This window comes from Nonomuraea sp. NPDC052116 (assembly GCF_040680035.1).
Lineage (GTDB): Bacteria > Actinomycetota > Actinomycetes > Streptosporangiales > Streptosporangiaceae > Nonomuraea > Nonomuraea angiospora_A.
Genome location: NZ_JBFAWA010000056.1, coordinates 48,903 through 69,067, shown reverse-complemented (window position 1 = coordinate 69,067; position 20,165 = coordinate 48,903). Strand labels below are relative to the sequence as shown.

Genomic DNA, 20,165 nt, shown 5'->3' with positions numbered 1-20,165 from the left:
GCTACCTCGCCGGCCTCTACCTGCGCGCCTCAATGATCTGGATCAAGGACCTCACCCGAAACCACCCATTGATCACGACTCAATACATGCCCTAGCACCGAGTCGGCCAGAGCCGTCGGCGGCCCGTCGGTCGGCGCCAGGTAGGACCGCATGGCCTGAGGCAGGCGAGCACGGTCGGCGCCCCGGACTCCCCACGCGGATGAAAACAGGGACAGCTTGTTCATTGGGGTGATCAAGCGTTGAGGTTGTCCTCCTCCCGGCAGCGGGCATGATCAGGCGACCGGATGGCGTCGCCGCCGTGCTTGTTCGCTCAGGCGGCGACGTACCGGTCGATGCCGAGGGCGACGGTGATGTCCAAGCCGTGGATGACGACCTGGCGGGCGGCAGGTCCTGCAGCAGCTGCGCCAGTTCCCGGCGTTCGGAGGCGATCGCGGTCTTGACATCCATGGTGGTGCTCTTCCTCAACGGTTCGGTGCCGTGTGCGCGGCGGCGGTCAGGACGGCGCCCAGCTGGACGGCGACCAGCTTGCGCAGTTCGATCGGCGGGCCGGGAGGGTCGGCCTCGGCCTGGCCGTACCACGTCTCGAAGCGCTCGGCGAGCAGGCGGCGCTGCTCGCGGATGGCCGGCGTCAGGTTGCCCGCGGCGATCTCCGCGTCGAGCGCGCGCAGGAATGTCCCGAGCAGGCGCAGCCGCATCAGGTGCAGTGCCTGACGGTTGCCGAACTCCTCGGCGACCGTGGCCGTGCGGTCCTGATCGGGCATGGTCTCTTCGAGTTCGCCGAGCTTGCGGAAGGTCGCCAGCGTGCTCTCGGTCGAGCGGCGGAACGGCGAGCGCACGCTCAGGTCGTCGGCAACGGCCCGCATGCCCGCCCGCATCGTGTCGATCACCTCGCGCCGGGCCGCCGCTCCCCCGGCCAGGATCTCCCGGTACGGGCGGCCGCTGGGGCCCTGGTCGGCCACGCGTTCGTCGGCCCAGGTCGGCACCTCGGTGACCAGGTGGAGTGCGCCGAAAGCGGCCGCGTAGTCGGCGCTGCTGCCGCCCGCGCCGAAAGCCTGGCCCACCTGCGAGCCGGGCGGAGTCAGGTAGACGGCGGGAACGATCGGTTCGGCGCCGGGCAGCTCCGGCTCTCCGTGGTGCAATCCGATGCCTTCCAGGCCGGGCAGGGCGGCCAGCCGTTCGGCCAGCGTCGCATCCTGGCGGTTGAGGTAGAAGAACGCGCCCTGGTACTCGCCGTTGTGCAGCGAGCAGACGAGCGACGGGCGTACCTCGTCCATGAGGCGCATCAGCGCGGTCGTCTCCGGCAGCGGACGGTCGAAGGAGTAGTCCGCACCGGCCAGCGGGAAGGTCCACTCGACCTGGTCGGCCAGACCGGGGCGGTAGAAGTGCTCCGCGTAGGCGCGGCGGTCGCCGGGCCTGCCGTACCAGCCCTCGTTCAGCCTGGCTCCGTCTGGATCCGCGCACGCAACGATGTGCCAGCGAAAGCCCAGCTCCGTCCGCAGCCGCTGGTCGCGGCAGAGCAGCTTGACCAACGCGAGGACGGTCAGGGCGCCGACCGGCTCGTTGGGATGCGGTCCGGCGATGATCACCGCGTCCGCCGGGCCGTCGCCGACCGTCACGGCGTGCAGCGGGTCGCCCAGCCGCGAGGCGCCGATGCGGCGCGACCGTACCTGGTCGCGCCGGACGTGCTCGGACCGCCCTGACCTTACCCACAGCACACGCGGCGGTCGGCTCGCTATACGTGCCCGGCCAGGCCCTCGGACAGCAACGTGAAGGCGTGCTCGGCGTCGGCGACCGCCTGCGGATAGCGCTCCTCGGCGGACTGGCCGCCGGCCAGCGCCCCGGAGTTGTCCATCGACAACAGCCAGTGCACGCCCACCACCTGGGTGGCCGCCACGCGCGCGGTCAGGGCGGGAACGCCGTCAACCTCCTGGAGCGCCTCCGCGAGCGCCCGTTCCGAACCCTCCTGAAAGCGGGTCGCCCGCGCCCGCAGCGCCGGAGTATCCGAGATCATGCGGATGAGCGCGAGGATCTCCGGGACGTCGTTGAGGCCGGTGATCGGGTCGCGGTCGCGCAGGCCGGCCAGGAAATGGTCGCGGAGGGCGGCCAGCGGCCCGACCCCCGGCGGGCGGGCGCGCACCACGCGGGCCGCCTCGGTCTCGTGGTCGGCGAAGCGGTGGACGACGAGCTCCTCCTTGGCGGGGAAGTACGCGAACAGGGTCCGCTTCGACACCTCGGCGGCCTCTGCCACCTCCGCCACCGACACCTGGTCGAACCCGCGCTCAAGGAAGAGCGAGATGGCGGCTTCCGAGATGGCGGCATGGGTCCGTGCCCGTTTGCGTTCGCGCAGCCCTGTCATGTCTCCACGGTATCAAAAATCTGCACTCGTACGTTTGTCGCGTCGGGTATATATTTGCACTCGGTCGAGAATTCTGGAGGAACGATGACCGAAGTGATCGTGGCGGGCGCCGGACCCACCGGGCTGGCCCTGGCCTGCGAGCTGGCTCTGGCCGGCGTGGACGTCCTGGTGGTGGAGCGCCTGCCGTACCGGATCGAGCAGACCAAGGGCGGCGCGATCCAGCCGCGCACACAAGAACTGCTCGAGCTGCGCGGCCTGCTGGAGCCGATGCAGGCCAGGGCGCTGTCACGCGAGCCGGCGGGCGGGCACTTCGCGATGCTGCCCGTACCGCTCGACTGCACGGCGTTGGACACCGCGCATCCGTATCCGCTCTCGATCCCGCAGGGGGAGATCGAGGCGGTGCTGGAGGAGCGCGCCACGGCGCTGGGGGTCAAGGTGCTGCGCGAGAGCGCGGTGACGGCGGTGGAGCAGTCGGACGACGGCGTGGTCGTGACGGCCGGCGACCGGCGGATCGAGGCCCGCTACCTGGTGGCCTGCGACGGCGGGCACAGTACGGTCAGGAAGCTGCTCGGCGTGCCGTTCCCCGGCAGGCCGGGAACGTACACGGCGGTGCTGGCCGACGTGCGGCTGTCGTCGGTGTCCGACCTCGTGCCGAAGACGATCGGGCACATCAGCACGCTCACGCGCGAGGTCGACGACCACTGGGTGATGCTGGTGCCGCTGGGCGGCGGCCGCTACCGGTTCACCGGCGGGGCGGCGGGCGAGGAGGAGCCGGCCAAGGACAAGCCGGTCACGTTCGAGGAGATCGCCGAACTGCTGCGCGTCGTGTACGGCGAGCAGACCGTGCTGGCCGCCGTGGACAACGCCTCACGGTTCAGCGACGCCACCCGGCAGATCGACAGCTACCGGGTGGGCAACGTGTTCTTCGCCGGCGACGCCGCGCACATCCACCCGCCCTTCGGTGGGCAAGGCCTGAACCTGGGGGTTCAGGACGCCTTCAACCTGGGCTGGAAGCTGGCCGCCGTACTGCGGGGCCAAGCCTCGACGGACCTCCTGGACAGCTACCACGCCGAGCGCCACCCGGCCGGGGCCTGGGTCCTGCACATCACCCAGGCGCAGCGAGTCTTCGCCACCCCCCGGCCCGACGCGGACGCCGTCGAGCTGCGCAAGGTCTTCACCGACCTGATGCGCCTGCCCGAGGCCAACAGACACCTGGCGGGCCTGATGTCGGGGCTGTCGCACTCCTACGACCTGCCCGGCGACCACCCGCTGGTCGGTCACCGGGTCGCCGGCCTGGACCCGTCGCTGTTCCTGGCCGGCCGGCCCGTCCTGCTCGACCTGGCCGGGATCCTCCCGCCCGACCTCGCTGCCACGCGCGGCCGGCCGGTGGACGGCCTGCCCGGCGCGATTCTGGTCCGCCCCGACGGCTACGCGGCCTGGGCGGCGGACGCGGTTCCCGACCTGGACGCCCTCGTCGGGAACCCGTGCTGGTCCCTCCTAACGTAGGGCCGCATGGGTCTCACTCCCCAGGCGGCTCAGCGCCCGCATGGCCTCGCGTTCCATGCGGGAAAGATCGCTCAGGACGTCGCCCGCCTGGACGAGGTACTGCGCCTCGCCTGCTTCACCGGCCTTGGTGATCAGTGCCGCGGCTTCCGTCCACAGGGTGGCTGCCTCGGCGTACAGCTCGTGGCCGGTACGCAGGTCGCTGCTGTCGAGCAGGTGGACGCATTCGGCGAGGAAGTCGCGGTAGAGATTGCGGAACAGGGCGCCGCCGGTGCCGGCCTTCTCCATCAGGAGGGCGGCCTGCGGCAGGTCCCGCCGCGGGTCGTCGGTCCGCTGGAGCCAGGTGCGTACCAGCTTGCCGGCCTTGTCGATGCCGCGGTGCCCCACGTTGGCGATGGGTGGGTTGAGGAAGGCGTCGGCGCAGGCCGTGATGGCGGGAATGATCTGGGCCTGCGGGGAAGGCAGGTTCCTCGGGACGGTGAGGGTGAAGGACCGGTGCTTGGCGGTCATCGGGCCGCGCGCGGCCCTGGCCTGGGCGAGCGTGGTCAGGCTGGTGGATACCGCTCCGCCTTGCTGGTCGGTGTCCACCAGGTAGGCGTCGTGGTCGTCGTATCCGTACATGGCGACGACATGACCGCCGAAGTGCACCTTCGACCTGAAGTACTCCAGGTGGTGGCTGTCGAGCTGCAGCCCGACGGGGCGGCCGGCGTCGATGGGCGCCGCCACGTTCTCCCATGCCTTACGGGGGGAGGCCGTCTCCTGGACCACGAGCTCCAGTCCGAGCCTGGCGGCCAGGTTCCTGGTGAGGTCGAACGGCTTGACCCGGCCCCCGAGGAAGGGGAAGTCCATGTTCTTGCTGTCCCAGTAGATGAAGGACAGGCCGGAGCCGAGGCCGAAGAGCATGGGCTCGGACAGATCGAGTCCCTGGTGCCGCAGCAGCACCCCCAGAGCCGTCGTCTCGCAGTGCTGTGTACCGCGGCTGTCGACGTCTTTCACCTTCGTCATGCCTTGCTCTCCTGGATGGGGATGATCAGCCGGGTCATCAGTTCTTCCTGCGGGGCCTCTGCCGGCCCGACGAGATAGGCCTCACGTACGGGCGCTTGCGGACGCAGCCCGCGCTCGTGGACGGCGGCGAAGAGCGCGTTGTAGGCCAAGGGCAGCTGAGCGTAAGACCCGATGTGCACGGTCTCGGCCACGGGTCCGCCGGGCAGCACCACGAACTCCAGGCCGGGCACCTCTTCCCCCTGCGACGTCTGCGCTCCGACGGCGATCTCCATCCGCTCTTCCAGATCCAGCGGGTACAGCGCCCACAGCGGCGGCTCCCACGCGATCCCCGCCCTGCCGAGCACGGGCAGCAGCCGGCTCACGCACTCCTCGAACGTCTCCCCGATCTCCGCAGGGGCGCAGACCGCGCGCGCCACCGCCAGCCGTCGCTCCGGCTCCTTGCCCATCGTCACCTCATAGCCGGGCAGGCCGCCCTCCGCCAGCCGCTCCAGCATCTTCATCCGCGCCTGGTCCCTGCTGATCCGTTCGGCCAGCCGGTCCCGCTCAGCGCGCAGGAGCTCCGCCCTGGACTCGGGCTCGGCGGCCAGGGCCTGGGCGATCACGGCCAGGGGAAGATCCATTTCGCGCAGCAGGGCGATGGTCAGGGCATCGCGTGCCTGCTCAGGCGCGTAATAGCGGTAGCCGGAGCCGGCATCCACGTGGACCGGGGCCAACAGCCCCGTCTCGTCGTAGTGCCGTAGCTGCTTGACGCTGAGTCGGCAGAGGCGGGCGAAGCGCCCGATGGTGAGAAGTTCGCCTTGCACGTCACCATGGTGGACCCTCCCACGATGGGAGAGTCCAACGCCGTACCCGTTGGACCCGCGACGGCGGCCGCGGCCGTCATAAGCGTGCGCGGCAGAAGCAGTGGGCCGAGGCACCGAGGATGGATGGCATGAAGATGGACCGCGCCAAGCTGGCGGACTTCCTTCGCCGTTCCCGCGAGCGGCTCCGGCCGCAGGAGGTCGGCCTGGCCGCCGGACCGCGGCGCCGCACGTCCGGCCTGCGCCGCGAAGAGGTGGCCCAGCTGGCCGGGGTGTCGGCCGACTACGTGATGCGGCTCGAGCAGGCGCGCAGCTCCCAGCCGTCGGCCCAGCTACTGAGCGCGCTCGCCCGGGCACTGCGGTTGACCGAGGACGAAAGAGATCACCTTTACCTGCTGGCGGGCCACCGCCCGCCCGAAGGGGCGCGCGCCGGAAATCACGTCCGTCCCGGCCTGCTCTACCTGCTCGACCGGCTGGGCGACACGCCCGCCCAGCTCCTCACCGATCTCGGCGATCTGCTCGCGCAGAACCCCCTGGCCGAGGCCCTGTTCGGATGCGTGTGCACGATCGAAGAACCGGACCGGAACATCGTGTGGCGCTGGTTCACCGACCCGTTCGTGCGCGAGCCGTACCCCACCGAGGAACACGACCGCCTGAGCCGCCTGCACGTCGCGGACCTGCGTGCCGCCGCGACGCGCCGCGGCTACGATCACTCCTCCAGTTCCCTGATCGACCGGCTCGAGGCGGCGAGCGAGGAGTTCGCCGCCCTCTGGCAGCGGCACGAGGTCGCCGTACGCCGCGAAAGCCGGCTGCGCGTCATGCATCCGTCCATCGGGCCCGTCGAATTCGACTATGAGATGCTGCAGACGCAGGCCGCGGACCAGCGCCTGCGCCTCTTCACGCCGCCGCCCGGATCCAAGAGCATCGAGGCTCTCGAGCTCCTCCGTGTCGTCGGCCCGGAGACCGCACACCGCAGTCATCGATGAGGGCCGCCGTTTCATCCTGACGGGACGGCCGGGTCGAGTCGGGCGTTCACGCGCCGGCGAGCAGGTCGGTGGAGATCTGCCAGAGGTGTGCGGCCTGGTCGGGGTCTTGTGCGTAGGCGGCGACGCCTCCGTGGAGGCTGTCCGGGCGCAGTGGCTCGGCCTCGTTGCAGTCTTCGAAGTAGCGGCCACCGATCCCCGCGAGCAGCGGAGAGGTTGCGAGAAGAACGGAGGTTGCGGCTCCTTGTTCCGCTGTTTTCCACGGCAGTGCGGGGGCGCCGCTCGCCTCGAACTGCGCCAGCAGGTCACGGTCGACGTGGCGCATCAGGTTGGTGCGGACCACGCCGGGCATGACGGCGTTGACGGCGATGCCGTCGCCGGCCCACCGCTGGGCGGCCTCGACCGCGAACAGCGCGTTGGCCGTTTTCGACTGCCCATAGGCGGCGTGCGCATCGTACGGTCGCCGCTGGAAGTGGAGGTCGTCGAAGACGACCGGGGAGAGCCGGTGCTGTGAGGAGCTGACCGAGACGACCCGGGCGTCCCCGGCCGCGGCGAGCGCCGGGTGCAGGGCGGTGGTCAGCGCGAAGTGGCCCAGGTGGTTGGTGGCGAAGTGCAGCTCCCAGCCGTCCGGGGTGTGGGTCAGCGGGACCCCCATGATCCCGGCGTTGTTGACCAGGATGTGCAGCGGGCCCTGCCAGGCGGCGGCGAACGCCGCCACCGAGGTCTGGTCGGCGAGGTCCAGCACCGCGATGTGAATCTGCTTGTTGCCGGTGCCGGCGATGATGTCCTGCGCGATGTCCTCGCCTGCGGCAGGGTCGCGGACCGCCAGGGTCACCTCGGCGCCGGCGCCGGCCAGCGTACGGGCGGTCTCGGCGCCGATGCCGGACGATGCGCCGGTGACGATGGCCCGGCGGCCGGACAGGTCGATGCCGGCGGCCACTTCGGCGGCGGTCGAGGTGGCGGTGAACGGTGTGGTGATGCGAGTGGTCATGATCGCGATCCCTTTGGTCGTCAGGCGGTGACGAGGTGTTCGGGCCGGTCGCGGCGGGTGTGGAGGTCCCAGTAGATCTGGGCGATGTCGTCCGGGTCGGCGTGCGGGACGCCTTCGGGGGCGGCGACACTGGGCAGGAGGTTGATGGCCACGGTGGCGGCGTGGATGCCCTGGTCGGCGAGGGTGTTGTGCAGGTTGAGGACCCAGTTGCGCAGGGCGGCCTGCGCCGTGTTCATGGTGGCGAGCATCGGGTACGGGTTGATCGCGCCGCCGCCGGTGGTGTACAGGAGGGTGCCGGCGCCGGCGGCCAGCATGGCGGGCAGCACCGCCTGGGTGGCGGTGACCGCGCCGTAGAGGAGGTGCTGGATCGCGGGCTGGAGGTTGTCCACGGTCACCTCCGGCGGGTTGACCATGGTCAGGCCGCCGTGCGGGGAGTACTCCAGGACGTCGACGCCGCCGAAGTGGTCGGTGGCCTGGGCCAGCGCGGTGGTCAGCGCCGGCAGGTCGGAGACGTCGGCGGGGAAGCCGGCTGCGGTGATGCCCTCCGCGGCCAGCTGTGCCACGAGGGCGTCGAGGTTGTCCTTGCTGCGGGCGATCAGGGCGACCTGGAACCCGTGACGGCCGAAGACCTTGGCGATCGACAGGCCCATGCCGGGCCCGGCTCCGACGGTGGCGATGGTGGGCATGCGTCAACTCCTTGTCGTGCGTACGGGAAACGCCGCGTGCGGGCACGGCGAACTACGCCTGGGGGCGGCGGGCGTCCGCAGGCGGGATCTGGCGGGTGTGTTACTCGCCGTTGAGCGGGGGTGCGGCGTCGGGGAAGCAGTCCTCGATGCTGGGTGTGTCGGGGTCGATGGCTTTGAGTACGCGCTGGGCGATGCGGCCCATCTGCTGCTGCTGGGCCTTGGTCAGCGGGTCGAAGACGAGCCGGCGGACTTCGGCGACGTGCGCGGGTGCGGCTTCGGTGACCTTGGCCCAGCCGTCCTCGGTGAGGGTGGCCAGGGTGTAGCGGCCGTCGGCCGGATCCGGCCTGCGCGACACCCAGCCGCGTTTCTCCAGCCTGATGACGACGTTGGACAACCGGGACAGGGTGCTGGCGGTGTAGACGGCCAACTCGCTCATCCGCTGGGTGCGCTCGGGCATCATCGACAGCCCGGACAGCACGAGGTACTCGAAGTGGCTGATGCCCGCATCACGCTGCATCTGCGCGTCCAGCGCGGCCGGTAGGCGGATCAGCGCGTACGCGAGCGCGTACCAGTTCTGCTGCTCCTCGGCATCGAGCCAGCGCGTCTCCCTCGTGTCGTCCATGCCGTCAGCCTAGCTCCAAGCTTGGAGTACTCACAACTCTCGATCACTTTTAGCTTGGAGTAATCTTGTGTTAGCTTCACTCCAAGGTTGTAGTTATGACAGGCCATGAACGCGGCTCTCTGGGCCGTGTTCCTCCTGGTGGGCGGCATGAAGCCGACCCGGCCGAAGGCGAAGCCGGCCGCGCCCCCGCGTAGACGCCATCCAGGTTCACGAAAGGAAGTGCGATCTATTGGGAGATGGAGGGCCCGGCCTACATCCCCGGCGCCCCGCTGCTGGAAAGCCCCGCCGTGCTGCCGATGCGCCCGGACGAGCCGGGCGACCCGCTGATCGTCTCGGGAACGGTGCGGTCCACCTCGGGCGAGCCGCTGCCAGGCGCGATCCTGGACATCTGGCAGATCGACGCGAACTGCGTCTACTCAGGACTCACCACCGAGGACTTCGGGGGTCTCGACATCCCCAACGACTCGACAGGCATCCCCAAGTACAACCTCCGGGCGAGGATCATCGCCGACAGCGACGGCCACTACGAGTTCCGCAGCGTCATGCCCGGCGCCGAAACACTCGGCATCGACAAGGACGGCAGCCCGCTGGCCGCCCTGACCAGGGCGCTGGAACTGCCAGGCATGCGTCCCCTGCACATTCACGCCATCGTCTCAGCCGATGGTGTCCATCCGCTGACCACCCAGATCTACTTCGACGGCGACCCACTCCTCAGCGGCACCATCGAGGGCCCCATCCCCCAGTCCGCGGTCAAGAGGACCGAACTCCACGACGATCCGGCCGACTACCAGGCCCGCGGCCTCAGCGTGCCGTACCGCACCCTCACCTACGACTACGTCCTGCGGCCGGCGGCCTGAGGCCGTGGCGTCCATCATCGTCAACGGCGGCCGCTCTGCAGCCAACGTCCGCCGCAGGCGGTCATGAGGGAACCCGCCTGAGCTGCCGGTCGCGACGCCGGGGCTTGATGACGAGGGTACAGGCGGTCACCGCGAGGCCGGCGGACACGAGGGTGACGAGGCCGAGGGGGACGGCGGTGTCGGCGCCGCCGAGGCCGACCAGAGGCGCGGACAGGCCGCCGAACGCGAAGCGGGCGACGCCCAGCAGGGAGGAGGCGGTGCCGGCGATGTCGGGGTAGCCGGACAAAGCGAGCGAGGCCGCGGGTGCGGAGGTGACGGCGACGCCGCTGACCATCGCCAACAGCGACAGGACGACGGCGATCAGAGGCAGGTGCAGCACGGCGGCGGCCAGCAGTCCGGCCGCGCCGGCCGAGCACATGCCCAGTCCGATCGCCAGGCTTTTCCGCTCCGACCAGCGTTCGGCCAGCCGGCCGCCGAGGTAGCCGAACACCATGAAGCCGAGGGAGTTCAGGCCGAACGCGAAGGAGTACTGCTGCGGCGAGAGCCGGTAGATGCCCTGCAGGACGTAGGTGGCACCACCGAGGTAGGCGAAGATCGCGGCGTTGGTGAAGCCGCTGACCAGCACCGCGCCGAGGAACACCCGGTCGGCGAGTAGCCGCCGGAAGTCGTGGGCCATAGGCGTCAGCCCGCCCGTGACGCGCTGCTCGCGCGGCAGCGTCTCGCGCAGGACGACGATCGAGGCCAGGAGGATGGCGACGCCGACCGCGGCGAGGAACAGGAACAGCCCACGCCAGTCGGTGATGGAGGCGAGCTGCCCGCCGATGACCGGGCCGATGATGGCCGCCAGCCCGGCCAGCACGGTCAGCCGGCCGTAGTACCGCACCAGTGCGCGACCGGAGTAGAGGTCACGGCCGGCGGCTTGGGCGATCACGATGCCGACGGCGCCGGCCAGGCCCTGGACGAATCGGGCGGCGATGAGCGTCTCGATGGTGGGGCTGATGGCGCACAACGCCGAGGTGAGCACGTACGCGGCGACGCCGGCCAGCAGAGGGCGGCGTCGGCCGTACCGGTCGGACAGGGGACCGGCGACGAGCTGTCCGAGGGCCAGCCCGAACAGGCAGGCGGTGATGGTGAGTTGCGCGGTCGAGGTGGCCGATTGCAGCTCGGCGGTCAGTGCGGGCAGGACGGGCAGGTAGAGGTCCATCGAGATGGGACCGAAGATCGTGAGCAGGCCGAGCACGATCGCGAGGGGGCGCTCGACGGCCTGTTCGCGCCTGGCTGCCCTGAGGTTGCCGGGGAGAGGGGCTGCCGGGCCGGTGTTCGTTGGCGTGCCGGTCACGCTGTTCCTTCCATATGCTCGCTGCGTCGATCGCTCCCGGCCGGTGTCGCCGGGTTTACGGGCACAGCAGCACCTTGATGGCACGGCGCTCGTCCATCGCCCGGTAGCCGTCGGCGGCCTGGTCGAGCGGGAGGCTGAGGTCGAACACCCTGCCCGGGTCGATCTGCCGCCCCCAGATGAGCTGCATCAGCTCGGGCAGGAAGCGGCGCACCGGGGCGGGGCCACCGTGCAGGTGCACGTGGGAGAAGAACAGGCCCATGCCGGGCAGGTGCACGTCGTGGGTGACGCCGACGTAGCCGACGTGCCCGCCAGGCCGGGTGGAGCCGATGGCCTGCATCATCGACTCCTGGGTGCCGACGGCCTCGATGACGCTGTGGGCGCCGAGCCCGTCCGTGAGGTCCTTGATCCGGGTGACGCCTTCCTCTCCGCGCTCGGTGACGATGTCGGTGGCGCCGTAGGCGAGGGCGAGGTTCTGGCGGGCCTCGTGCCAGCTCATCGCGATGATGCGTTCGGCGCCGAGTTGCCTGGCCGCCAGTACGCCGAGCAGCCCGACGGCGCCATCGCCGACGACCGCGACGGTCTTGCCCGGGCCGGCCGCGGCGGCCACCGCGGCGAACCAGCCGGTGCCCAGCACGTCGGAGGCGGCCAGGAAGCCGGGGATCAGGTCGTCCGAGGGGACGTCGGGCGTGGCGATCAGCGTGCCGTCGGCGAGACGATGCCGGCGTACTCATGGCCCATCGGCCGCGGCCCGTCCAGTTTCTCCACGCCCCGATACGGCCACAGGTCCGAGCCACAGATGCAAGTCGCCGACAAGCGGACGATCGCATCGGTCGGCTCGATGATCTGCGGTTCGGGACGGTCCTCGACCAGGACCTGTCCGGGGGCGGTCATGACGGCAACATGCATGAGAAGAGCACCTTCCTCGATAGGCGGTGATGGAGACGGCCGCCGGTTCAGAACGGACAGGTCAAGAGCCGGTCGCGGCGGCCGGCTCGATCCGGACCGTGACCTGCTTGCCCGCTGCGGCGAGCCTGTCCAAGCCGGTCTTGACGACGCCGAGGCGGACCAGGCCCGGATCAGGGACCACCTGGCCGAGATCGTCGTAGTAGACGGCGATCACTCCGCTCGAGGGCCAGAAGTAGACCTCGCCCGGGGTGGGATCGTGAACCGGAGTACCGCCCTGGGCCGTGAGCGCGCGCGGCAGCCGCCCTGCCTTTGCCTGTCCCCACGCGTCCGTCAACTGCAGGGTCAACGGCAGCATCGCGGCGAACTGCCGTGACGGCGGCGTGTCGGTCAGGGCCGCGGTGACGGCCTGGTCGCCGAACCGTAGCACCACAGCCATTCCCGAAGTGACGCTCGCCGTGGTCGACAGCGGCCCGGAGACATGCGGGTTCGCCGGGAGCGCGCACCCGGCCAGGACGGCGGCCAGCGGGGCGGCCAGCAGAGCACGGGCCAGGCCGCGGGTCCAGGCGGCAACGGTCACGGCATCGGTCATGGCAACCAGCACATCCGAGCAGCCCAGGAGCGAGGAAGTCACTCCTGATGGATGTACTACCAGTACATCCCAACCTGCCCAGGGGCTGGCGTACCGTCATGTCATGGACAACCGGTCCGATGTGCGCGAATTCCTCACCTCACGACGCGCCAAGATCACCCCTGGGCAGGCGGGCCTGCCCGTCGCCGGCCAGCGCCGCGTCCCCGGACTACGGCGCAGCGAGGTCGCCGCCCTGGCCGGGATGAGCGTGGAGTACTACGCCAAGCTCGAACGCGGCTCCCTGGCCGGAGTCTCGGCCGGCGTCCTCGACGCGATCGCCCGAGCCCTGCAGCTGGACGACGCCGAACGCGCTCACCTGCTCCGCCTCGCACACGAGGCCGACGGCAGCAACGCCATCCTGCGCCGGCGCCGTCCCAAGCAGCCGACGGCACGTCCCGGCCTGCAATGGATGCTCGACGCCATCACCACCGCCCCGGCGATCATCGGCAACAACCGATCGGATCTGCTGGCCGCCAACCACCTGGGGCGGGCCATGTACAGCGACCTCTACGCCGATCCCACCCGGCCGCCGAACTTCGCCCGCTTCACCTTCCTCGACAGCGCAGCCCGCCGCTTCTACCCCGACTGGGACCTGGCCGCCGACATGACCGTGGCCAACCTGCGCACCGCCGCCGGCAAAGACCCGCACGACAAGATCCTGCACGACCTGGTCGGCGAACTTTCCACCCGCAGCGACGACTTCCGTCATCGCTGGGGAGCCCACAATGTCCGCACCCACGGCACCGGCGTCAAACACTTCCGCCACCACATCGTCGGCGACCTCACCCTCACCTACGAAAGCATGGACCTGCGCGCCGAGCCCGACCTGTCCATGACGATCTACGCAGCCGAACCCGGTTCCCCGTCCGAGGACGCGCTCCGCCTGCTCGCCTCCTGGGCCGCCACACACGAGCACACCGACCACCCGCACATCGAGCGCACCTGACGCACAAGTCCGGGTCGGATACAGCGATCAGCTCCTGCAACGCGCCCACCAACCGCTCGATCTGCTTGGGGCTTGGAGGTTCCATCCGCTCTCTTCACCCACTATGGTTCGTAATTGAGTCAGTCAACTCACTAACTCTGCGAGGCAGGATTATGATCGTTGTCACGGACGCCGAGGCGGGTGGAATCCGTCGGGTGGTTCTGCTGTCCTCTCAGGGCGTCGGGAGCCGGCCGAACGGCGTTCACCCCAACGCTCGGGGTGAGCCGATCCCCGCGCATCGCACGGCCGCCGCGCCGTTCGGCGACGTCGCACCGCCGACCATCGACCCGGACGACCTCGCGGCCCTGGGGCTGCGGGAAGGTGGGCACACGGGGCGTACATACACGCTCACCCCGCGCGAGCGCGCCGCGGCCTCCCGCTGATGGGACCGCGTGGAGCCCCCACCACGAGCCCGACCGGCTCGGTGGAGTCCTTCCTGGCCGAGCCCCGCGTGGCCACGCTGACGACTCTGCGGCCCGACGGGTCCCCGCACGTGGTGGCGGTGCGCTTCACCTGGGACGGCGAACGGGAGATGGCCCGCGTACTGACCGTCGCCGCCTCGCGCAAGGCCCGCAACCTGGTACGGGGCGGCCGCGCCGCGCTCTGCCAGGTCGACGGGTTCCGCTGGGTCACCCTTGAGGGCACCGCGACGGTGTCCGACGATCCGCGCCGGGTGGCCGAGGCTGCCCGCCGCTACCTCCGACGTTATGGTTCGCCGCCGCCCGCGCCGCCTGGCCGGGTCGTGATCGAGATCGCGGTGGGCCGCATCATGACACTCAACACCTGAACGGATCCGACATGCCTTTTCAGAACGTGCTCGACTCCACCATGCACTACCGCGAGTTCGGCGCCGGCGCGCCGATCGTCTTCCTGCACGGCAACCCCACCTCCTCCTATCTGTGGCGCAACGTCATGCCCGCCATCGGGCACGGCCGTCTCCTGGCTCCCGACCTGATCGGCATGGGCGAGTCGGGCAAGCCCGCCATCGACTACACCTTCGCCGACCACGCCCGCTATCTGGAGGCCTGGTTCGACGCCCTCGACCTCGACGACGTGGTGCTGGTCGGCCACGACTGGGGCGGCGCGCTGGCCTTCGACTGGGCCTCCCGCCACGCGGACCGGGTGCGCGGGATCGCCTTCACCGAGGCCATCGTCAAGCCGATGAGCTGGGACGAGCTCCCCGAGGACGGCCGCGACCTGTTCCGGGCGATCAAGACCGAGGGCATGGGCGAGTCCATGATCCTCGACGATGACGCCTTCCTCAGGCAGGGCCTGCCCACCACTGTCACCACCCCGCTCACCGAGGAGGACATGGCCGCGTACACGCAGCCGTACCCGACCAGGGAGAGCCGCCTGCCGCAGCTGCGCTGGGCGCGCTCGTTGCCGCTGGGCGGAGAGCCGGCCGACGTCGTGGCCAGGATCGAGGCGTTCGACCGGTGGCTGGCGACCAGCGTCGAGGTGCCGAAGCTCATGATCGGGTTCCGTCCCGGCATCGGCACGATGTGGACGTCGGAGACCGTCGCCTGGTGCGCGAAGAACGTGGCCGCGCTGGAGATCGTGGAGCACGAGGAGGTCGCCGGGCATCACACGCCGGAGGACCAGCCTCTGACCATCGCGGCGGACATCGAGAGCTGGCTGGCCAAACTGGCGGGCTAGCGCAAACTGCCGGCGCCCGGTTGCGCCATGGCCATCGCTGCCGGGGCCTGCCCGGCCCGGCGTACGGTGTGGGCCTGCTCATCGAGCTCCAGATCCGCGGCCCGCGAACCACGCCCGGCCGGGGTCGCGGTGCACGACCGGGGGCTTCAAGGAGCGCGTCACCCTCGGTCGGCCCGCCCGGGCGCGGACGGCTGATAGGGCTGTCGCGTCCCGCCGGTACGCGAGGGCAGCAGCACGACGATGAGTACGGCCCCGAGCGCCACGCAGATCGCGCCCGCCGTGAGCCCGCCCGAATAGCCCATGACGGCCAGCGCGGCCACCCCGACGGCGCCGCCGATCTGCTGGACCGAGGTGAACAGGGCCGAGCCGAGACCGGCGTCCTCCTCGGTGGTGCCGTCGACCGCGGTCGCGGCCATGACGGGCAGGCTCAGCCCGTTGCCCACACTCAGGATGAGCATGCCGGGCAGGACATGGGCGGCGTAGGAGTCACCCGCCGCCACGCCGGACAGCAGCAGCAAACCGGCGATGTTGATGAGGAAGGCGAGCAGGAGCGCCCAGCGCGTCCCGATCCTGAGGGAGATGCGGGAGGACAGCCACATGCCCGCCAGGATGCCGCCGCCGTAGGGCAGATAGGCGATGCCGGCCACGAGCGGGCTGTATCCCAGAGCGGTCTGAATCTGGATCATCAGCAGGAACGACATCGCGTACATCGCCATCGAGAACAGCAGGGTCGCGCCGTTGGCGACCGCCCGCGTACGTGAGGCCAGGAACGATCTGGGCACCAACGGCGCCGCCGCCCGCGATTCGGCCACCAGGAACACCACCGCCAAGGCGGCGGAGAGCCCGACCGCGCCGATGACGAGCGGATCGCTCCAACCGGTCTCTCCGGTCCGCAGCAACCCGTACACCAGCGACACCGCGGCACCCGTGACCAGGACCGCGCCGGGAACGTCGAGGCTGCGCCGCCCGGGGGCGCGGGACTCGGGGACCAGGCGGGGCAGCGACGCCAGGGCCACGGCGACGACGGGAAGGTTGATCAGGAAGATCCAGCGCCAGGACACCAGGTCGGTCAGCGCCCCGGACAGCACCAGGCCCGAGGTCCCGCCGAGGGCCGCGATGCCGCCCCAGACACCCAGCGCCCTGGCTCGCTCCTCCGGCCCCGGATACAGCAACGTGATCATCGACATCGCCGCAGGACTGGCCATCGCAGAACCCGCTCCCTGCACGAACCGCCCGACCACGAGCTGCCACGGCTCCTGCGCCAGCCCGCACGCCAGACTGGCCACCCCGAACAGCGCCACCCCGATGAGGAAGACGCGGCGGCGGCCCAGCAGATCCGCCATGCGGCCGCACAGCAGCAGCAAACCGCCGAAGGCCAGGAAGTAGGCGTTGACGACCCAGGGCAATCCGGACGCGCTGAAGCCCAGCTCATCGCGGATGCTGGGCAGGGCCACGCTCACGACGGTGTCATCGAGAACAAGCATGAACTGGACAAGACACAACACAATCATCGGCACCCGACGACGCTATGATCCGCCGCGTTTGGCCACAATTCGCGATGAGGCCAAACTATGTCGTATGGAGGACATGGGCGCGATCATCGTCGGGCACTTCCCGCTGACCTCGGGAGAGTGGATCCCCCCGCACAATCACACCCACCACCAGCTCGCCTGGACCCGGCGCGGCGTCCTGAGCGTCGAAGTGGGCGAGGTGTACTGGGTCCTGCCGCCCACCCGGGCACTGTGGCTGCCCGCAGGGGTCACGCACGCGACCGGCGCGACCCGCGACGCCGTACTGTGCAGCCTGTATCTGGCGCCGGAGCGCTGCCCGCTGGACTGGCCCGAGCCCACCGCGGTCGGCGTGGACGGCCTGCTGGCCGAGCTGATCGGGTACCTGGCCCGCACCGACCTCGCCGACGACGCGCGGTTGCGCGCCGAGGCCGTGCTGCCCGACCTGCTGCGCCCGCTGCCCACCCGCCCCATCGACGTGCCGCAGCCCACCGATGAGCGGGTTCAGGTGGTGGCGGCCGCTCTGCTGGCCGACCCCGCCGACCCGCGCAGTCTGGAGGCGCACGCCCGCGCGGCGGGCGTGAGCAGGCGGACGTTGACACGGTTGTTCGTGCGCGACGTGGGCATGAGCTTCGACCATTGGCGTACGCAGGTACGGTTGCGCGCCGCCCTGCCGCTGCTGGCCGAGGGCCAGCCGGTGTCGCGGGTGGCGCACAGCGTGGGGTACGCCACGGCGAGCGCGTTCCTGGCGGCCTTCCGCCGCACGGTCGGCACCACGCCCCGGCGCTACCTGCTCAGTCGTTGAATGTCGTTGAATTCAAGCCTTGATCAGGCTGGGCGGCGGCTGCGATAGGCGGCGGTCTTGGCGCGAGCCGTACACGCGGCGCTGCAGTAACGACGCGACCCATTACGGGTCAGATCGACGTAGACCGCCTCGCACTGGTGCGCCTGGCACACCCCGAAGCGATCCGGGCCGAAGCCGTCCACGATGAGGGCCAGCGCCGTGGCGAACTCACCGCCCAGTCCCTCCACCTGGGTGCCACCCGAACCGTGGAAGTGCAGGTGGAAGGGCTGGCCGACATCCTCGACCAGGTACGGCTGGGCGCCGTACCTGCGGATCATGGCGTTGATGCGGGCGGCCTGCTCGGCCGGCTGCTCGGCCAGGAGCGCTTGCCGCAGCTCGGTGGCCAGCTCGGCCAGGCGCCGCCCCGCGTCCGGGACGTCGCGCAGGGCCGCACTCGTGCGGTCGCCGAGGTGGGCGGCGAACGCAGTAGCCAGGTCCTCGCCCGTCAGTGGCTGCACCGAGGCGCCGCCCCGCCGGTATGCCGTGGCCAGGTTGACCAACTCGGCGATCAGCGGTGCCTGCCGAGTCACGTTACAGGCTATCTCCACTTGACCAGTAACACCCTTCCGTGTGTCATAGGCGTAATCCAGTTAGATGGTAACGGAGTCCGCCATGTTCGCACCTTATCGCCGCCTGTTCGCCCTACCGGGCGTGCCGCACCTGCTCGTCGCCGGGCTCATCGTCAAGCTGGGCACGCCCGTGCTCAGCCTCGCCCTGCTGCTGGCCGCCGTCGACCGGCTCGGCTCCTACGCCACCGCCGGCCTCGTGCTCACCGGCCACGCGCTGGCCCTGGCCCTGTGCGCGCCCGTCGGCGGGCGCATCGCCGACCGGTACGGCCCCCGCCGGGCGCTGACGGGCTACCTGGTCGCCCACGCCCTCGCCTACGCTCTCCTCCTGCTCGCCCCGCCCGCCTTGATGATCGGCGCCGCCGTACTGCTCGGCGCCACCACCCCGCCCGCCGGATCCGTCATCAGAACCGCCTGGCCACGCCTCGTCCCCGCCACCTCCCTGCCCGCCGCCTACGCGGTCGACAACGCCGTCAACGAGCTGACCTTCATCGCCGGCCCCCTGCTCGTGCCGGTCCTGACCTGGGCCGTCCCCGCCCAGGGCGTGGTGACTGCCGCCGGCGCCGCCGTCCTGCTCGGCACCGCGCTGCTGCTGGCCTCCCCTGCGATACGACAGACCGCTTCCACCCCGCCGGGCAGGCTCCATCTGGCCGGGCCGCTCACCCACCGGCCTGTTCTCGTGCTGCTGGCCATCGCCGCCTTGGGCACGTTCACCTTCGGCTGCCTGCGCATCGCCACGGTCGCCTCGGCCACCGTCTTCGGCTCCGCCTCCTCCGCCGGCGTGCTGATGGGCCTGCTGTCGGCCGGCGCCCTCCTGGGCACCCTCGGGTACGGCGCGCGTGCCTGGCCCGTCACCAGCGGGCGCCTGCTGGTCCTGCTCTCGCTCGCCGAGGCAGCCGTCCTGCTCACCGGAAGCTGGGCACCCGGCTTCATGACACTCGCCGTACTGATCACGCTCGTCGGGTTGGTGACCGGGCCACGCGACGCCGTCGTGCCGACCCTGCTCGCCGAACACGCCCCCGCCCGCTACCGCACCGAGGTCTTCGCCTGGCTCAACACCTTCACCTGGGCCGGCTACGGCCTGGGCACCGCCGTCGCCGGCCAGCTCACCGGCCCCCACGACACCGGCGCGGCCGCCTTCGGCGCCGCCGCGATCGCAGCCATGGCAGGTGCCATCCTGGCCGCCGTCGCCAGTCGGATCGCGGCGCCCCTGCCGACACCCGCCGCGGTCCCGGCCGAAGGTGAATCTGATCACGTAGCCGACAACTGATCGTCTGGCAAGGCAGCGATCACACCTCGGCCCGAGCTGGTCGGCGCGGACGCTTCGTTCCCCGGTCATTGGGCAACGTGGCGGACGATGGGAAGGCACCCCGGCCTGGATCCGGTCATCATCCTCGATCACGCGGTGATCGCCCCTCGGCAGCCGCCGCATCTCGACCAACTCGGCCCGGGCGGCGGTCTCATACAGAAACCGGTAGAGGGTCCTTTCCCGGACGCCGATCTCGTCGTCGGCCACCGCCGCGAGCGGGCGGTGCTCGCCGACCCGGAGCGCGGTCCTGCCGACGCCGACGCGTGGGCACGCACGGTGTTGGAGTTGCCCAGCGCGTCGAGGAAGACGTCGGCCGCGGCTCGAACCGTCAGCCTCTGGCCGGTCGGCAGGTGCAGTGACGCTGCAGCGCCGCTGGGCGGCCACAGTAGCCGTGGGGTTGTGGGGCTGTCGCCGTGGTCAGCGATGTGTCAGCAGGCGTGATGCCGCCTCTCGTGCAAGCCTGGCGGCGGTCGGGTCGCCGAGGCCGACGCGGACGCAGGCGGCTCCGTCTGCGAGCGTGAGCACGGTGGCCGCGACTGTGTCAGGGGCCTTCTCGCCCGCCGCGGCGGCGAGTTCGGCGAGGTCATCCGATTCGGTTGAAGCACCGCTTCTGGCGTTGCC

General features: G+C 70.7%; 21 protein-coding genes and 1 pseudogene. 10 read left to right on the top strand and 12 right to left on the bottom strand.

Annotated features, from left to right (window positions below):
* Positions 1-461: 461 nt before the first annotated feature.
* Both AB0L65_RS58360 and AB0L65_RS58355 read right to left on the bottom strand, forming a co-directional pair.
* A complete protein-coding gene (locus AB0L65_RS58360) occupies positions 462-1,715 on the bottom strand; it encodes a M14 family zinc carboxypeptidase (protein ID WP_364265514.1) in 1,254 nt (417 codons plus the stop codon).
* A 17-nt stretch (positions 1,716-1,732) separates the two neighbouring features.
* Positions 1,733-2,356: a TetR family transcriptional regulator gene (locus tag AB0L65_RS58355; protein ID WP_364265512.1), complete on the bottom strand. Its 624-nt coding sequence runs from the start codon at positions 2,354-2,356 to the stop codon at positions 1,733-1,735.
* Between the two features lie 84 nt (positions 2,357-2,440).
* Between AB0L65_RS58355 and AB0L65_RS58350 the strand changes: the two genes are divergently transcribed.
* The gene (locus AB0L65_RS58350) at positions 2,441-3,862 is read left to right on the top strand and encodes an FAD-dependent oxidoreductase (protein ID WP_364265510.1); all 1,422 of its coding nucleotides are present in this window, start codon (positions 2,441-2,443) and stop codon (positions 3,860-3,862) included.
* On the opposite strand, the gene AB0L65_RS58345 is transcribed toward AB0L65_RS58350, so the two are convergent.
* Together AB0L65_RS58345 and AB0L65_RS58340 are read right to left on the bottom strand one after the other, a co-directional pair.
* Positions 3,854-4,864: a BtrH N-terminal domain-containing protein gene (locus AB0L65_RS58345; RefSeq protein WP_364265508.1), complete on the bottom strand. Its 1,011-nt coding sequence runs from the start codon at positions 4,862-4,864 to the stop codon at positions 3,854-3,856. The two genes, AB0L65_RS58350 and AB0L65_RS58345, sit on opposite strands and share 9 nt — an antisense overlap.
* Positions 4,861-5,667, bottom strand: a complete 807-nt coding sequence (locus AB0L65_RS58340; RefSeq protein WP_364265506.1) for a GyrI-like domain-containing protein — start codon at positions 5,665-5,667, stop codon at positions 4,861-4,863. The genes AB0L65_RS58345 and AB0L65_RS58340 overlap by 4 nt, the downstream gene beginning before the upstream one ends.
* A 128-nt stretch (positions 5,668-5,795) precedes the next feature.
* On the opposite strand from AB0L65_RS58340, the gene AB0L65_RS58335 reads away from it, so the two are divergent.
* On the top strand, positions 5,796-6,650 hold the full coding sequence (locus tag AB0L65_RS58335) for a helix-turn-helix transcriptional regulator (RefSeq protein WP_364265504.1): 855 nt from the start codon (positions 5,796-5,798) through the stop codon (positions 6,648-6,650).
* Between the two features lie 46 nt (positions 6,651-6,696).
* On the opposite strand, the gene AB0L65_RS58330 is transcribed toward AB0L65_RS58335, so the two are convergent.
* The 3 genes from AB0L65_RS58330 to AB0L65_RS58320 all read right to left on the bottom strand — a co-directional run bounded on the left by AB0L65_RS58330 (position 6,697) and on the right by AB0L65_RS58320 (position 8,946).
* Positions 6,697-7,638, bottom strand: a complete 942-nt coding sequence (locus tag AB0L65_RS58330; protein ID WP_364265502.1) for an SDR family NAD(P)-dependent oxidoreductase — start codon at positions 7,636-7,638, stop codon at positions 6,697-6,699.
* Positions 7,639-7,658: 20 nt separating this feature from the next.
* Positions 7,659-8,324, bottom strand: coding sequence for an SDR family NAD(P)-dependent oxidoreductase (locus tag AB0L65_RS58325; protein WP_364265500.1), 666 nt, complete (start codon positions 8,322-8,324; stop codon positions 7,659-7,661).
* Between the two features lie 100 nt (positions 8,325-8,424).
* Positions 8,425-8,946, bottom strand: coding sequence for a MarR family winged helix-turn-helix transcriptional regulator (locus AB0L65_RS58320; protein WP_364265498.1), 522 nt, complete (start codon positions 8,944-8,946; stop codon positions 8,425-8,427).
* Between the two features lie 236 nt (positions 8,947-9,182).
* Between AB0L65_RS58320 and AB0L65_RS58315 the strand changes: the two genes are divergently transcribed.
* Entirely contained in the window at positions 9,183-9,803 is a 621-nt protein-coding gene (locus AB0L65_RS58315) for a hypothetical protein (RefSeq protein ID WP_364265496.1), read from the top strand.
* Between the two features lie 61 nt (positions 9,804-9,864).
* Here AB0L65_RS58315 and AB0L65_RS58310 read toward each other — a convergent pair whose 3' ends face one another.
* The 3 genes and pseudogenes from AB0L65_RS58310 to AB0L65_RS58300 form a co-directional block, all read right to left on the bottom strand.
* Positions 9,865-11,142 carry a multidrug effflux MFS transporter gene (locus AB0L65_RS58310; RefSeq protein WP_364265494.1) on the bottom strand — a complete coding sequence of 426 codons (1,278 nt, stop codon included), beginning with the start codon at positions 11,140-11,142 and terminating at the stop codon, positions 9,865-9,867.
* A gap of 55 nt (positions 11,143-11,197) precedes the next feature.
* A pseudogene (locus AB0L65_RS58305) lies at positions 11,198-12,048 on the bottom strand (zinc-binding dehydrogenase).
* Between the two features lie 61 nt (positions 12,049-12,109).
* Complete coding sequence (locus AB0L65_RS58300) at positions 12,110-12,637, bottom strand: cyclophilin-like fold protein (protein WP_364265492.1); 528 nt, start codon at positions 12,635-12,637, stop codon at positions 12,110-12,112.
* 103 nt (positions 12,638-12,740) lie between these two features.
* On the opposite strand from AB0L65_RS58300, the gene AB0L65_RS58295 reads away from it, so the two are divergent.
* The 4 genes from AB0L65_RS58295 to AB0L65_RS58280 all read left to right on the top strand — a co-directional run bounded on the left by AB0L65_RS58295 (position 12,741) and on the right by AB0L65_RS58280 (position 15,317).
* On the top strand, positions 12,741-13,622 hold the full coding sequence (locus AB0L65_RS58295; RefSeq protein ID WP_364265490.1) for a helix-turn-helix transcriptional regulator: 882 nt from the start codon (positions 12,741-12,743) through the stop codon (positions 13,620-13,622).
* Positions 13,623-13,816: 194 nt separating this feature from the next.
* Positions 13,817-14,044, top strand: a complete 228-nt coding sequence (locus AB0L65_RS58290) for a hypothetical protein (RefSeq protein WP_364265488.1) — start codon at positions 13,817-13,819, stop codon at positions 14,042-14,044.
* Positions 14,044-14,448, top strand: a complete 405-nt coding sequence (locus AB0L65_RS58285) for a TIGR03618 family F420-dependent PPOX class oxidoreductase (RefSeq protein WP_364265486.1) — start codon at positions 14,044-14,046, stop codon at positions 14,446-14,448. Before AB0L65_RS58290 ends, AB0L65_RS58285 begins: the two co-directional genes overlap by 1 nt.
* A gap of 11 nt (positions 14,449-14,459) precedes the next feature.
* The gene (locus tag AB0L65_RS58280) at positions 14,460-15,317 is read left to right on the top strand and encodes a haloalkane dehalogenase (protein WP_364265485.1); all 858 of its coding nucleotides are present in this window, start codon (positions 14,460-14,462) and stop codon (positions 15,315-15,317) included.
* Between the two features lie 158 nt (positions 15,318-15,475).
* Here the strand turns inward: AB0L65_RS58280 and AB0L65_RS58275 are convergent, their stop codons facing one another.
* Positions 15,476-16,828 carry an MFS transporter gene (locus AB0L65_RS58275; protein ID WP_364265516.1) on the bottom strand — a complete coding sequence of 451 codons (1,353 nt, stop codon included), beginning with the start codon at positions 16,826-16,828 and terminating at the stop codon, positions 15,476-15,478.
* Between the two features lie 67 nt (positions 16,829-16,895).
* Between AB0L65_RS58275 and AB0L65_RS58270 the strand changes: the two genes are divergently transcribed.
* Entirely contained in the window at positions 16,896-17,630 is a 735-nt protein-coding gene (locus tag AB0L65_RS58270; RefSeq protein WP_364265483.1) for a helix-turn-helix transcriptional regulator, read from the top strand.
* Between the two features lie 23 nt (positions 17,631-17,653).
* Here AB0L65_RS58270 and AB0L65_RS58265 read toward each other — a convergent pair whose 3' ends face one another.
* Positions 17,654-18,199: a CGNR zinc finger domain-containing protein gene (locus tag AB0L65_RS58265; RefSeq protein ID WP_364265481.1), complete on the bottom strand. Its 546-nt coding sequence runs from the start codon at positions 18,197-18,199 to the stop codon at positions 17,654-17,656.
* 82 nt (positions 18,200-18,281) lie between these two features.
* On the opposite strand from AB0L65_RS58265, the gene AB0L65_RS58260 reads away from it, so the two are divergent.
* Both AB0L65_RS58260 and AB0L65_RS58255 read left to right on the top strand, forming a co-directional pair.
* Positions 18,282-19,505, top strand: a complete 1,224-nt coding sequence (locus tag AB0L65_RS58260; RefSeq protein WP_364265479.1) for an MFS transporter — start codon at positions 18,282-18,284, stop codon at positions 19,503-19,505.
* 87 nt (positions 19,506-19,592) lie between these two features.
* Entirely contained in the window at positions 19,593-19,985 is a 393-nt protein-coding gene (locus tag AB0L65_RS58255; RefSeq protein WP_364265477.1) for a hypothetical protein, read from the top strand.
* Positions 19,986-20,165: the final 180 nt, after the last annotated feature.

Excerpts from the sequence above, each read along its gene's own strand:
- AB0L65_RS58355 (WP_364265512.1), bottom strand. The coding sequence starts at position 2,356 with ATGACAGGGCTGCGCGAACGCAAACGGGCACGGACCCATGCCGCCATC.
- AB0L65_RS58350 (WP_364265510.1), top strand. The coding sequence starts at position 2,441 with ATGACCGAAGTGATCGTGGCGGGCGCCGGACCCACCGGGCTGGCCCTG.
- AB0L65_RS58345 (WP_364265508.1), bottom strand. The coding sequence starts at position 4,864 with ATGACGAAGGTGAAAGACGTCGACAGCCGCGGTACACAGCACTGCGAG.
- AB0L65_RS58335 (WP_364265504.1), top strand. The coding sequence starts at position 5,796 with ATGAAGATGGACCGCGCCAAGCTGGCGGACTTCCTTCGCCGTTCCCGC.
- AB0L65_RS58330 (WP_364265502.1), bottom strand. The coding sequence starts at position 7,638 with ATGACCACTCGCATCACCACACCGTTCACCGCCACCTCGACCGCCGCC.
- AB0L65_RS58325 (WP_364265500.1), bottom strand. The coding sequence starts at position 8,324 with ATGCCCACCATCGCCACCGTCGGAGCCGGGCCCGGCATGGGCCTGTCG.
- AB0L65_RS58320 (WP_364265498.1), bottom strand. The coding sequence starts at position 8,946 with ATGGACGACACGAGGGAGACGCGCTGGCTCGATGCCGAGGAGCAGCAG.
- AB0L65_RS58315 (WP_364265496.1), top strand. The coding sequence starts at position 9,183 with ATGGAGGGCCCGGCCTACATCCCCGGCGCCCCGCTGCTGGAAAGCCCC.
- AB0L65_RS58300 (WP_364265492.1), bottom strand. The coding sequence starts at position 12,637 with ATGACCGATGCCGTGACCGTTGCCGCCTGGACCCGCGGCCTGGCCCGT.
- AB0L65_RS58295 (WP_364265490.1), top strand. The coding sequence starts at position 12,741 with ATGGACAACCGGTCCGATGTGCGCGAATTCCTCACCTCACGACGCGCC.
- AB0L65_RS58285 (WP_364265486.1), top strand. The coding sequence starts at position 14,044 with ATGGGACCGCGTGGAGCCCCCACCACGAGCCCGACCGGCTCGGTGGAG.
- AB0L65_RS58280 (WP_364265485.1), top strand. The coding sequence starts at position 14,460 with ATGCCTTTTCAGAACGTGCTCGACTCCACCATGCACTACCGCGAGTTC.
- AB0L65_RS58275 (WP_364265516.1), bottom strand. The coding sequence starts at position 16,828 with ATGATTGTGTTGTGTCTTGTCCAGTTCATGCTTGTTCTCGATGACACC.
- AB0L65_RS58270 (WP_364265483.1), top strand. The coding sequence starts at position 16,896 with ATGGAGGACATGGGCGCGATCATCGTCGGGCACTTCCCGCTGACCTCG.
- AB0L65_RS58260 (WP_364265479.1), top strand. The coding sequence starts at position 18,282 with ATGTTCGCACCTTATCGCCGCCTGTTCGCCCTACCGGGCGTGCCGCAC.
- AB0L65_RS58255 (WP_364265477.1), top strand. The coding sequence starts at position 19,593 with ATGGGAAGGCACCCCGGCCTGGATCCGGTCATCATCCTCGATCACGCG.